The sequence below is a fragment of the Bacillus sp. NPDC094106 genome (genome assembly GCF_044764345.1).
Classification (GTDB): Bacteria; Bacillota; Bacilli; order Bacillales; family Bacillaceae_G; genus Bacillus_A.
The window spans coordinates 1-12931 of record NZ_JBIWHY010000003.1 but is presented as its reverse complement, the minus strand read 5'-3'; the positions used below and the strand labels follow the sequence as shown (position 1 = coordinate 12931).

10 protein-coding genes are annotated in these 12931 nt (G+C 34.8%); all 10 read left to right on the top strand.

Translation table 11 applies throughout. The features are described 5' to 3' along the window. Positions 1 to 318: 318 nt before the first annotated feature. The 10 genes from ACIQ7L_RS04940 to ACIQ7L_RS04895 all read left to right on the top strand — a co-directional run bounded on the left by ACIQ7L_RS04940 (position 319) and on the right by ACIQ7L_RS04895 (position 12317). Positions 319 to 651, top strand: a complete 333-nt coding sequence (locus ACIQ7L_RS04940) for a hypothetical protein (protein ID WP_400567165.1) — start codon at positions 319 to 321, stop codon at positions 649 to 651. A gap of 83 nt (positions 652 to 734) precedes the next feature. Continuing rightward, entirely contained in the window at positions 735 to 953 is a 219-nt protein-coding gene (locus ACIQ7L_RS04935; RefSeq protein WP_400567163.1) for a hypothetical protein, read from the top strand. A 267-nt stretch (positions 954 to 1220) separates the two neighbouring features. Further along, positions 1221 to 1511, top strand: coding sequence for a hypothetical protein (locus tag ACIQ7L_RS04930; RefSeq protein ID WP_400567162.1), 291 nt, complete (start codon positions 1221 to 1223; stop codon positions 1509 to 1511). Between the two features lie 786 nt (positions 1512 to 2297). Continuing rightward, positions 2298 to 3908 (top strand): DcuS/MalK family sensor histidine kinase, encoded by a 1611-nt coding sequence (gene dcuS, locus ACIQ7L_RS04925; RefSeq protein WP_400567664.1) that lies wholly within the window; start codon positions 2298 to 2300, stop codon positions 3906 to 3908. Further along, positions 3905 to 4612, top strand: a complete 708-nt coding sequence (locus tag ACIQ7L_RS04920) for a response regulator (protein WP_400567160.1) — start codon at positions 3905 to 3907, stop codon at positions 4610 to 4612. Before dcuS ends, ACIQ7L_RS04920 begins: the two co-directional genes overlap by 4 nt. A gap of 671 nt (positions 4613 to 5283) precedes the next feature. Next, the gene (locus ACIQ7L_RS04915; protein ID WP_400567158.1) at positions 5284 to 6339 is read left to right on the top strand and encodes an AEC family transporter; all 1056 of its coding nucleotides are present in this window, start codon (positions 5284 to 5286) and stop codon (positions 6337 to 6339) included. A 23-nt stretch (positions 6340 to 6362) separates the two neighbouring features. Then, positions 6363 to 7361 carry a 2-hydroxyacid dehydrogenase gene (locus ACIQ7L_RS04910; protein ID WP_400567156.1) on the top strand — a complete coding sequence of 333 codons (999 nt, stop codon included), beginning with the start codon at positions 6363 to 6365 and terminating at the stop codon, positions 7359 to 7361. Between the two features lie 482 nt (positions 7362 to 7843). Beyond that, positions 7844 to 8131 (top strand): hypothetical protein, encoded by a 288-nt coding sequence (locus tag ACIQ7L_RS04905; RefSeq protein ID WP_400567155.1) that lies wholly within the window; start codon positions 7844 to 7846, stop codon positions 8129 to 8131. Between the two features lie 277 nt (positions 8132 to 8408). Beyond that, on the top strand, positions 8409 to 9395 hold the full coding sequence (locus tag ACIQ7L_RS04900; RefSeq protein WP_400567153.1) for an LLM class flavin-dependent oxidoreductase: 987 nt from the start codon (positions 8409 to 8411) through the stop codon (positions 9393 to 9395). A gap of 735 nt (positions 9396 to 10130) precedes the next feature. Then, entirely contained in the window at positions 10131 to 12317 is a 2187-nt protein-coding gene (locus ACIQ7L_RS04895; protein ID WP_400567662.1) for a M60 family metallopeptidase, read from the top strand. Positions 12318 to 12931: the final 614 nt, after the last annotated feature.

The following is a 12931-nucleotide window of genomic DNA, read 5'->3' as shown; positions in this document are numbered from 1 at the left end:
AAATCTATTTTCATTTTTCGGCATCTAAATCCCTGCTGCGCAGAATAAAAAGTGATCTACCCTCATTTGCTCGTTCTGTTTTTACTTGGCATGTGGCGGAAAAAGGCCCTGACCGCTTCTATGCACGGCCAGATGCTCTCTCCCATCTAAAAGGAGGGGTTTTATGTCGTTTTTTTAATTGATGTATATATATTTATTGTTTTGTTAGCAAGAAATCTATCCATTTTTCTTTATTGATGATACAAGTCTAATCAATTATTTCATTACTTTCATAGAATATAACGCAAGAGTATAAAGCAAGGAAAAGGAGTTGTTAAAATGTTCTTTGGGCGAAGAGGTAATGAATTCCGGAGAGATTGTGATTTCGATAATTTCCGAAGAGATTGCGACTTTGATGATTGTCGAAGAAGAGAAAGACGTAGAGAATTTGAAGAAGATTTTGAATGTGAAGAAAGGTTTGAGCCTAGACGTCGTGGAAGATTAGACGGTTTAAGAGAAGGCGATAAAATCCAGGTGTTTTCTGGTGGCGATCGGATCGATGGAACAGGCGTATTTATTAATGTAGAAGACGGATTTCTTGTTTGGGTTGATAATCATGCAAATATTAATATCACAAGCCTAGACGTTATTAGTGTCCGCAGAATTTCTTAAATGAATAAAAAGATTAAAGGTAAGAAGAGAGAACGCTTATCTTAGTTTACGTATTTATATATTTGTTTAAAAGGAGGATAATCATGGGAAATCAAAGAGAATGTGAAGACAATAGAGGTCGTAGAAGATTAGACGGTTTAAGAGAAGGCGATAAGATTGAAGTCTTTTCTGGTGGCGATAAAATCGATGGAGTAGGCGTTTTTATTCGCGTAGAAGATGGATTTCTTATTTGGGTAGATCATCATGCAAATATTAATGTCACAAGTCTAGATGTTATTAGTGTTCGAAGAGTTCTTTGCTAATGTTATAGCATAGAAAAATAAAAAGAGGACAGTATTTTGACTGTCCTTTTTTGCTGTTCCTATCTATAGGGTGGGGTTATGTTTCGGATGATTTTCATCCTGCTAATAGTGTATGCAAGTAGTGAAAAAAAGCTTGTACGATTAGTAAAATAATTTATAAATTTAATGGATTGGACATTTGATAGAGGGGAATAGCCTAATCAATTAATTTATTCATTTCATAAGCTATCGTGTAAATACATTTTTAGAAAAAAGGGGTTATGTGAAATGTTTGGTGGGCGTAGATGTGAATGTGATGAATGTATGCGGCACAGAAGAAGAAAAGAAATGAAGGAAGTTAGGGAAGTTAAAGAAATTAAAGAAGTACCAAGAATGAGACCGACAGTATTAGATGGTTTAAGAGAAGGCGATAAAATTAGGGTCTTTTCTGGTGGAGATCAAATCGATGGAGTAGGTGTTTTTATTCGCGTGGAAGACGGATTTCTTATTTGGGTAGATCATCATGCAGATATTAATATCACAAGTTTAAATGTTATTAGTGTTCAAAGAATTTGTTAATCAGTATACAGCTAAGCCTGTTAATTTTATTGATTAATGGGCTTAGCTATTATTTTTATGTGAGAACATGTATTGTAAGGACTTAACTATATAAGTACAAATTGAAAAATCGACATAAAACCTTTCTTTTTAGGTGGGAGAGAGAATCTGGCCATGCATAGAAGCGGTCAGGGCCTTTTTCTGCCCCGTGCCAAGTGAAAACAAAGAGAGCAAATAAGTAGCGGTCACTTTTTGTTCTTCATAGCAGTGACTTATATGCTGGAAAATCAAAATGGATATATATAAGTTGTGTCCATATGACTATACTAACTCCACTCAATGGAGGGATCCCAGATCATACGAAAGTATATAGGAATGAATAAAGAGGAAAAAGATATATAAAGCACATTCTTAAAAATGAATTTTCGATATATTGTCACATGAATTTGAAAGCATTATGACATTTTCAAAAAAGAAAAACGAATCATATGTTACTAAATTATCATGTGATTATATATACATCAATTAAAAAACTGACAAAAAACCCCTCTTTTTAGGTGGGAGAGAGCATCAGGCCATACATAGAAGCGGTCAGAGCCTTTTTCTGCCACATGCGAAGGAAAAACAGAATGAGCAAACGAGTGTCGGTTACTTTTTATTCTGCACCGCAGGGAGTTAGATGTCGAAACATTAAAATGGATTTATATAGCACCAGCCCTTTTTTGTATTATGTTTGAATGAGGGCGTAGGAACGTACATAACTTGCAGGTATAACCGAAAGGAAAAATGATGAAGTTCTTAAGAATGATACCTAAGAATAAACGATATTTTAGTTTGCATTCAACAATTTCCATTTTAGTATGTGTTGTCGTAATCATTGCATTATTAGTTACAGATGTGTTGATAAGTAAGAACATTGCTGAAAAAAAAGAAGAAGCGTTGGCAGAAAAAGTGACAGATATAGCTCGTACAGTTGCACGTTCAAAGGTTGTGATAGATGCTTTGAGTGGGACTGGGGATGAAAAAGAAATTCAAAGTTACTCTAATCAAATAAAGAATGTAACAAATGTCAGTTTTGTGGTCGTATTAGATATGAATTTAATTCGAAAATCACATCCAAATCCACAGGAAATTGGGTCTCCATTTTTGGATAAAAAGGATGCTGAACCATCACTTCAAGGGAAGGAATATATTTCAATTGCAAAGGGAGTACTTGGAGATGGAATGCGTGTATTTACTCCTGTAATGAATAAAGATGGTGTGCAAATAGGTGTTGTAACGGTAGGGATATTACTTGATGAAGTGCAGGATGCTGTTGATAAGAGTCAGTCGATGATTTATGTAGGAACTGTGATTGGATTATTGATTGGAGTTGTTGGTGCCTTAGTATTAGCTAGGCATATTAAGAAAATATTATTTGGTCTTGAGCCTTCTGAGATTGCGATGGTTTTAGAAGAGCGAAATGCAATGTTACATTCGTTGAAAGAGGGGGTTTTGGCAGTTGATCGCACGGGGAAAATAACCCTCGTTAATACCGCAGCAATCCGTCTTTTACAATTAGGGGATACCACAGATCATTTAATTGGAAAAGATGCTGATGAGTATATGGAAGTTTTTCAAGAAGTATTACATACCGGCAATCCAGAGTTCAATAGAGAGCAACATTTTAATGGTGTTTTAGTTCTTATTAATTGTGTTCCAGTTCGAGTTGATGATGAAATTGTTGGTGCAATTGCTACGTTTCGTGATAAAACCGAAGTGAAAAAGCTTGCAGAGCAACTTACAGGTGTTCAGTTATATACAGACGCTTTACGTGCACAATCACATGAATTTATGAATAAGCTCCATGTTATTTTAGGAATGGTTCATATGGAATACTATGACAAGTTAGGAGAGTATGTTCAGCAAATCGTTCATCAGCATAAAAAAGAGATAGGGTTTATTATGAAACGAATTAAAAGCTCTGTATTTGCAGGTTTTTTATTAGGGAAGTATAGTGACGCAAGAGAAGACGGGGTAGAGTTAATTATTAACAGTGATAGTTATTTGCCTGAAGCAGCTCATTCAGATGTCATCCACGATCTTGTTAGAATAACGGGAAATATTATTAATAATGCGATTGAAGCAATGCATGGATGCAAAGAGAAAAAAATAATGGTATCTATTGATTATGATTCTGAGGAGAAGCTTTTATATATAGAAGTAAAAGATACAGGAAAAGGTATCGAAAGGGATATACGAGAAAAAATTTTTACAAAAGGTTTTTCAACAAAAGGTGAAAATAGAGGTTTAGGGTTGTTTTTTGTTCAACAAAGTTTAAGAAAGTTACATGGAGATTTACAGCTTCGTACTGTTGTCGGAAAAGGGACAACGTTTCGTATGAAGTTACCCTATGAAGTTAAGGATGAAGGTGAATGATTAAAGTACTTATTGTAGAAGACGATCCAATGGTTGCAGAATTTAATAAGCGTTATTTAAATCAGCTTGAGGGATTTCAATTAATAGCAGTCGCTTCTTCTGTAAAAGATGCGATAAAGGTTCTAGATACAACGGTTATTGATTTGATTTTATTAGATATATATATGCCAGAACAAACTGGTTTTGAATTACTAACACACATCCGAAATGTTGAAAAAAGTGTTGACGTTATTTTAATTACAGCCGCAAGGGATATGTATAGTGTAAAAAAAGCGATGCAATATGGTGCGATTGATTATTTAATTAAACCTTTTGAATTTGAACGGTTTAATGAAGCGTTGTCAGCATATCGAGAAAAGGCGACGTTCATGGATGCGCAGCAAATAGTCAGCCAAGAAGAAATAGATAAAATGTTCTTAGCGAAAGATCAAGGTGTAGGCTCAGCAGAATTACCAAAAGGTTTAACGAAAAAAACATTGGTAGTAGTATGGAAAAGTATTATGTCTATGGAAGAAAGAGCATTTTCTACAGAAGAATTAGCCTCTCAAATAGGGATTTCTCGTGTCTCCATTCGAAAATATTTGAATTTCCTAGAAGACATAGGCATATTAGAAGTGGAAGTTGGGTATGGGTTTGTTGGAAGACCTATTACAAAATATCAATGTACGGAAGAAAATAGCGATGTGATAAAACGGTACTTATGAGTTCTTCATAAGTACTATTTTTTTGCTTTAAGTAAACAGGGATATATATATATCAATTAAAAAACCGATATAAAACCCCTCTTTTTAGGTGGGCGAGAGCATCTGGCCATGCATAGAAGCGGTCAGGGCCTTTTTCTGCCCCGTGCGAAGTAAGAACAGAAAGAGCAAACGAGTGTAAGTTACTTTGTATTCTGCATAGCAGGGATTTGGATGTCGAAAAATGAAAATGGATTTATATATAAAAACCCCTTTCTTTTTACATGGGCGAGAGCATCTGGCCATGCATAGAAGCGGTCAGGGCCTTTTTTTGCCCCATGCGAAGTAAGAACAGAAAGAGCAAACGAGCGTAAGTTACTTTGTATTCTGCATAGCAGGGATGTAGATGTCGAAAAATGAAAATGGATTTATATAGAAGTTATGCTCTAGAGAAAAGTGTCTAAATTGTGGATAAAGAAAGTTTTGAAAGTGATATTTTAATAGTTTGTGAAGCGTTCCACTTACATTATTAACATAATACTTTTAAAAATAACGCAATGTATTCAAATGGTGATAGTAGATTTATCATAGAGTTGTAATTCAACAACGTAAATTAATGTGAAATATTTCACATTAAGAGACGGATATTTTTTAAAACAAAATGTGAAACAATTCACAATAAGGAGGTTTTTAAAATGGATATCGGTCAAATACTTATCAAGACTCTAACCGATAAAAACATTATTAGCGCAATTAGTTCATCGGTCTTTATTATTTTATTAGGTTTTTACATGCGCAAAAAAAATATTTTAAATGCTCAGGCAGCAAAGGTATTAAGTGGCGTTATTCTTTCAGCTGCACTTCCAGCTTTAGCATTTACAGCATTCATGCAAAATATCAATACGAATTCATTAAAACAAGGGGCTAACTTACTGATCTGGGGTATAGTCATTTACATTATATTAATCGTTGTAACGAAGCCATTGTTTATGAAATACAAAGGCGATAAACAAGATGTTTTACGCGTATTAACAATCTTCGGTTCAACTACATTTTTTGGTATTCCAATTATCGGTGTCGTTTATGGCCCGGAAGGAGTTATGTATGCATCCATTTTCAACATCGGATACCGCATTTTCCTTTATTCTTACGGATATATCAAAATGTCAGGTTTAAAAATGGAGAAAAAGAATATTAAAACAATGTTCTTAAATCCAATTGTTATTGCAACATTTGCAGGTTTATTCATTTGGGTATGCCAAGCATATTTACCGCAAGTGGCAGTTACAGTGAATGGTAAAGTTTCTCATTTCGCCTTTTTACGAATCGATCAAACAGCTCCATGGTTATTCAAGCCAATGGATTACTTAGCTAAATTAGCTTCGCCGCTTGCATGGATTTCCATTGGTGCAACATTAGCTGAAATTTCATTAAAAGACGCAATCAAAACAAAAGATGCTTGGTACTATAGCTTAAACAAAATCATTATTGTTCCAGTAATTAATATTGCTTTACTCATGATCTTAAATGCAACAGGTATTCTTCCAATTTCACAAGTTGCAGTGGCTACAGTTGTTATTATGATGGCTACACCAACAGCAACAGTTGCAGCAGCATATGCGATTAGCTTTGATAAAGAAGCGATTTTAACATCTAACTGTTCTCTTCTTTCCACTATTGTAGGTGTTGTAGCAATGCCATTATGGATTGTAATACTTGAAGTTATTAAAAGTTTTCATATTTTCTCTTAATATGATATCGGAGGTAGATGAAGATGAAAGCAAATTTAGTATGCTATGGTGTACGTGATGTAGAAATAGCCTTTTTTGAGAAGTTAAATAAACACGATTATAATTTAACTCTAGTAACAGATTTAATGAATGATGAAAATGTAAATAATGCAAAACATGCAGATGCTGTCATGATTCGTGGTAATTGTAAGGCTAATAGACGAAATATTGAGAAATTAGCTAGTTTCGGTGTGAAATATTTATTAACAAGAACAGTAGGATTCAATCATATTGACTTAGAAGCCGCAAAAGAGGTTGGAATAAAAGTAGCACGTGTACCTGCGTATTCTCCAAATGCTATTTCAGAGCTTGCAGTAACGCTTGGTATGATGTTATTAAGAAATACAGCATACACTGCAAACAAAACAAAAGAAAAAGACTTTACAGTAGACGCAGTGATGTTCAGTAAAGAAATTCGTAACTGTACAGTTGGTATTCTTGGAACTGGAAAAATTGGTTTAACAACTGCAAAACTGTTCAAAGGTTTAGGGGCAAGAGTCGTTGCATTTGATGTGTTTGAAAGTGAAGCTGCGAAAGAAGTCGTTGAATTTTTACCTTTAGACGAAGTGCTGGCAATTTCTGATCTAATTTCTGTACATGTTCCTTATATTAAAGGACAAAACTACAAAATGATTAATGAAGAATTTTTAGGAAAAATGAAAAACGAAGCGATTTTAATCAATACTTCTAGAGGTGAACTTCAAGACAATGAAGCAATCTTAAAAGCGATTGAAGAAAATACAATTGCAGGATTTGGTACAGATGTATTTGAGGGTGAATCTACATTCTTCTTCAAAAACTTAAAAAATGAATCTTTACCATCTGAAACAATTGAAAAGTTAATGAGCCATTTCCCACGAGTTCTTGTAACTCCTCATATCGGTTCCTATACTGATGAAGCTTTAACAAATATGGTTGAAATTTCTTATGAAAACTTATATAGTTTCTTAACTGATGGTGCTTGTCAAAACGAAGTTGCTTAATCATAGAGAAAATTATATAAGTACAGATTGAAAAATCGACATAAAACCTTTCTTTTTAGGTGAGAGAGAAAATCCGTCCATGCATAGAAGCGGTCAGATCCTTTTCCTGCCCCATGCCAAGTGAAAACAAAGAGAGAAAATAAGTAGCGATCACCTTTTGTTCTTCATAGCCGTGACTTATATGTTGGAAAGTCAAAATGGATATATATAGTAATAAGACAATCCTTTTCTTTCCTTTTTCAAAAAACCCGAAGTTTGTAACCAAACTTCGGGTTTTTGACGTATAGCAAACTACAGATAACATCTCTCACTGCTTTATGTGTTAGGGAATTTTGCAACAGAATTGTTAATCATATAAAAAGCTACCACACTTTTAAATCGGTATTAAAATATCATAATTGACAACTTGTGTGATATTGTTATAATGGTACACTGGTATGTAAATAACAGATGGTGATTTTAAGCAAAAAGGATGTGTAATGATGAAACAACATAACAATCAGACGAGTGGAGAAGGTCAAAAAATTAAAATTGAGCGTGTGCAAACGGGTATGAGGATGGAAAAAAGGATGGTAAAAGTTTTAAAAGCAATGGCAGAGTATCATGATATTTCACTAGGTGTTCTTCTTGAAAGAATTGTTCTTCATGCTTTTGAAAACAAACCTATGTTTAGCCAAGAAAGTCTTGAAAAGGTTAAAGCGATAAAAGAAGTTTACGACATGGATTATGGTTTAGAAATGAGCCGCCAGTGGAATGATTCAGAAAACTAGAATGATTATTTTATATAAGTAGAAATTGAAAAATCGACATAAACCTTTCTTTTTAGGTGGGAGAGAGAATCCATCCATGCATAGAATCGGTCAGGGCCTTTTTCTGCCACATGCGAAGTAAAAACAGAAAGAGCAAACGAGTGGAAATTACTTTTTATTCTGCATCGCAGGGATGTAGATCTCGAAAAATTAAAATGGATTTATATATAGGTACAGTATCATTTTGATTTTTTGTAACCGTGAAGTAAAGAAATGAAATTACCAGGAGCGATATGAAATGAAATTTAGTACATTAACAATATTTGATCATTACCCGAATCACTCACCTCGAACTCCTAGACAATTCTATAATGAGGTATTGGAGCAAAGCGTTCGGGCTGAAGAAATGAATTTTGACGGGGTATGGTTTACAGAGCATCACTTTTCAGATTTTGGCATTAATCCCTCTCCAGCAGTTATGCTCGCTGCGGTATCTCAAAGGACGAATAGAATTCGCCTTGGTGTAGGTGTTTCAGTACTTCCGTTACATAACCCTTTACGAATTGCTGAGGATTATGCAGTTGTTGATCTTTTATCAAACGGGAGATTAGATTTAGGGTTAGGCAGTGGATATAATCAGAAGGAATTTGATGGTTATCATATTTCATTGGAGGATAAAGCACAACGATTTAACGAGTCTTTAGAAGTGTTACGTAAGGCATGGTCAGGCAAGCCTTTTTCTCATCAAGGAGACTTTTTTCAATACAACGAAATTAAGCTTAGTGTCGAGCCAATCCAAGCCCCGTTTCCTCCTCATTGGATTGCGACCTCTAGTGAAAATGGTGCAACTCATGTTGCTAGCATGGGAAGCAATTTTATGGGGCTTGGATTTAGCAAATCACGGGATGAATTAGCAAAGCTGATCGATACATACAAAAATGTGTATCAAAAATCAGGACACGGTAATCCAGATGAATTAGAGATCCCTATTGCCTTTCATGTTCATGTTGGTGAAACATCTGCAGATGCTGAATCAAATGCAAAAGGTCCTTATCAATTATTTATGAATACACCGCACGGGAAAAATATCCCGTATGAAGTCCTTAAACAGAATTTTAATCCAGTAATCGGAAGCCCAGATGAAGTTATTGAACAAGTTCAGTCTTACCGTGAAATTGGTGTTACAAACTTTATGGCAGTAATGAATTTTGGTGGATTAGAACATCATAAAGTACTTTCATCCTTGGACTTATTTGGTAAGTATGTCATTCCTGCTTGTAAGTGAAAATTTGATAGAGCAAATTGAACTTCAAAAAAGATAGTTTTATCCCGCATGAACGGGCAGTAATACTAACGATAAAATCCCCAAGAAACGTTGTTTGCAGCGAAGTTTCTTGGGGATTTTTGGATTAGGGAGATTCAAAGATAAAATGACAAATTCTAAAAAACAATTAAATTTGGATTAACAAAAAGAAAGAGCTTTTTCGCTTTAGTGATTGCCAACTTTTTTAGTTGATATATACATCAATTAAAAAAACGACATAATCCCTTCTTTTTAGGTGGGAGAGAGCATCTATTCATGCATAGAAACGGTCAGGGCCTTTTTCTGCCACATGCGCAGTAAGAACAGAAAGAGCAAACGAGTGTAGGTTACTTTTTGTTCTGCATAGCAGGGATTTAGATGTCGAAAAATTAAAATGGATTTACATAGACTACTATTTTAGTAAGTTGACAAAAAAGTATTTTTTGTCGAAAAATAGCTAAAATTGTATAATTTTGATTGCTATACTATATGTTCGATGTTAAATTCGTAGTAATAAGAAAGAATGATGGGTTCGTTTCGCAATCCTACCTTACATAATTATTTATCTCTTAGCTATTATTTATCATGATCTAGGATGAGGATTTCTTTCTTCGGGTATGTGTTATATTTATCAAACTATAGAAAGGTTTGTGATGTAGAGTGAAACAAAATAGCCAAAAAAGAAATAAGGAGAGAGCAATCAAAGCGTTTATAGCTGTGAATGTACTTGTTTTTCCATTTGTAGGGGGGACGACGGGAATAACAAAGGTTTCAGCTGAAACTCAAGAACAAACTGTAGGAAAACAAGTATCCACCCAACGTATTTTTCATGTGATGGGTAAAGGAAATGTAGACCAAATCCGAGATATGGATAGGCGCCAATTTAGATTTAGTCCATATGAACCAACCGGATTATATGCAAGCCCGAATGAAAAGATAACAATTCAGGTAGACGGTACACAGAATATTCAAGCTTATATAGGAACATTCTCCTATGATGGTGCATGGAATGAGGATTCGTTAGTAAAGTCGTTTACTTTAAAACCAGGAGAAAACACAATTGAATCTCCAAATGGTGGAATGATTTATTTCTATAATCCAAGTCAAGGCGGTGCAGTACAAGCTGAAATAAAAACAGGGGGAGCGCCTACGCCTTTTTTTGAATTAGGCAAACATACGAAACAAGATTTAATCAACATGCTAGATGCATATCCTAACGCCCATGCGGTAGAATTAAAAGGGGAACGCTCACTAATAACAGCAAGTCCTGCAAGAGTGAAAAAATATTTAATAGATTCTAATACCGATCCTGTAGAACTTTTAAAAAAAATAGATGAAGCTATTAGAATTGAAGATCGAGTTTCTGGTTTATCTGAAGCAGAAGCAGACAAGCATTACGTTCATTTTGTAGAAGATAATCATTCGAATTATTATATGTATTCATATAATAGTAGAACTGCTTATGTAGGAGATTCGATTCAAAATGTATTAGATATCAATAAGTTTACAAAAGATGGATGGGGACCTTGGCATGAAATGGGTCATCAAAGACAACAAACTCCTTGGCTATGGGATGGATTAGGAGAAGTTACTACAAACATTTATAGTATGTCTGTGCAACGAGCTTTTGGAAATAAATCGAGATTAGAGAATGGAACATATGAAAAAGCATTCAACTATTTAAATAAGCCTCAGTCAGAAAAAGACTATAATAAAATCGATGATGTTTTTGTAAAATTAGCAATGTTTTGGCAATTAGACTTAGCCTTTGGAGAGGAATTTTACCCTAAATTACATCAAGCGTACCGCTCATTATCTAAAGAAGAGCTTCCTAAAACGAGTGACGAGAAAATCCAAGCTTTTATTTACAATACATCCAAGGTAGCAAAACAAAATCTATTGCCATTCTTTGATAAATGGGGACTTATAGCTACACCGGAAACAAGAAAAAAAGTAGAAGCTTTAAATTATCCGATTTTAGCCGCGCCTATTTGGGAAGCAACTGATTCTAAACCTGTTAAAGCGAATGTCCTCAAGTTAGGCGGCCGAGTATGGGAAGATAGTAACCAAAATGGTATTCACGATCAAGGTGAAAAAGGAATGGAAGGCGTTCGTGTTCAACTGTTAGATAAAGAGGGGAACGTATTAAAAGAAGTAAAAACAGATCAAGAGGGCCACTACTTGTTTGATGGGTTAATAGAAAACACATATCGTGTACAAGTAGAGAAACCATCTGGTTATGTCTTCGCACCAAAACAAAGTGGACAAGATGTAACGGTTGACTCTAGTGTAAGTGAGACTGGAGTAACAGATGCTATTACTCTTTTACATGACGATTTGACAATTGATGCAGGAGTAAATAGAAATACATTCAAGGATGTCCCACAAGGACACTGGGCATTTAACGCGATTTATGATTTAGCGAATAAAGGAATTATTGCAGGTTATGGAAATGGAATATTTGGTATGGGAGACAATGTAACACGGGAACAAGTAGCTGCATTAATGTACCGTACTTTGCATATAGAAAAACAAGATAAATATGAAAATCCATATGGAGATATCGCTAAACATTCAACAATGTTTCCTGAGGAAATATTAGCTTTAACGAAGTTAGGGATTTTCCAAGGTGATGATCAAGGGAACTTTAGACCGAAAGCTACATTAACACGTGCAGAAATGGCACAAGTCATTACGAGAGCTTTTAAACTAGATGTGAAGGCTCCACATAATTTTAGCGATGTCCCGGCGAATTCATGGGCAAAAAATGCGATTAGTGCCGTACAATCGAATAAGATTGCAGCAGGAGTTGGAGAAGGGAAATTCGCTCCAAATATGAAAGTAACGCGTGAACAGTATGCACAGTTTTTATATAATGCAATTTCGAATGAGCAGCACCAATAAAAGATCATCATTATAGGGGAGTATTACTGCTCGTAAAAGCCCAATTGGTGAGGGCTAATAATCAGTGGGGATGAAGAAAATCCCTGCTGATTAACATTTTACTTTATGCAATTTTACATATGAATTGATACGCAGTTATTTTTTATTATATATTGTAATTGTCTTTTTTTCTTTTAATTATTTGTTGCAATACTTGTGTGCTCCAGTTATGGAGCCTTTTTTTATAAGTGTCACTTTACCCATAAGTTGACCAGAAAACACTTATTTTTATAGGTGATTATCTAATTATCTAACGGAATTGGAAGCATAAATTGGCCTTGAGTTAATGATTAACCCATAAGCTGGCCGTTAATTTATGCGGAATTTTATACATATGGAGTAAAGGAAATAAAGACAATGATTGCTTTTAACCACTGATATAATGGGATGGATAAGAAACTGCATACGTAGGTGAAGAGGATGGTTCACAGAATGTTGATAAGCCGGGGATTGTTGGTAAGGAGAACTTCTGATAATGTTACGTTATGGTGCGACAGGAAGTCGCATTTCTGCAGTGTAGCTCACGCTACTAATCTAGACGCAAAGATTATCTCCATCCGAAACTGCAAACTTGG

Excerpts from the sequence above, each read along its gene's own strand:
- ACIQ7L_RS04940 (WP_400567165.1), top strand. The coding sequence starts at position 319 with ATGTTCTTTGGGCGAAGAGGTAATGAATTCCGGAGAGATTGTGATTTC.
- ACIQ7L_RS04935 (WP_400567163.1), top strand. The coding sequence starts at position 735 with ATGGGAAATCAAAGAGAATGTGAAGACAATAGAGGTCGTAGAAGATTA.
- ACIQ7L_RS04930 (WP_400567162.1), top strand. The coding sequence starts at position 1,221 with ATGTTTGGTGGGCGTAGATGTGAATGTGATGAATGTATGCGGCACAGA.
- ACIQ7L_RS04920 (WP_400567160.1), top strand. The coding sequence starts at position 3,905 with ATGATTAAAGTACTTATTGTAGAAGACGATCCAATGGTTGCAGAATTT.
- ACIQ7L_RS04915 (WP_400567158.1), top strand. The coding sequence starts at position 5,284 with ATGGATATCGGTCAAATACTTATCAAGACTCTAACCGATAAAAACATT.
- ACIQ7L_RS04910 (WP_400567156.1), top strand. The coding sequence starts at position 6,363 with ATGAAAGCAAATTTAGTATGCTATGGTGTACGTGATGTAGAAATAGCC.
- ACIQ7L_RS04905 (WP_400567155.1), top strand. The coding sequence starts at position 7,844 with ATGAAACAACATAACAATCAGACGAGTGGAGAAGGTCAAAAAATTAAA.
- ACIQ7L_RS04900 (WP_400567153.1), top strand. The coding sequence starts at position 8,409 with ATGAAATTTAGTACATTAACAATATTTGATCATTACCCGAATCACTCA.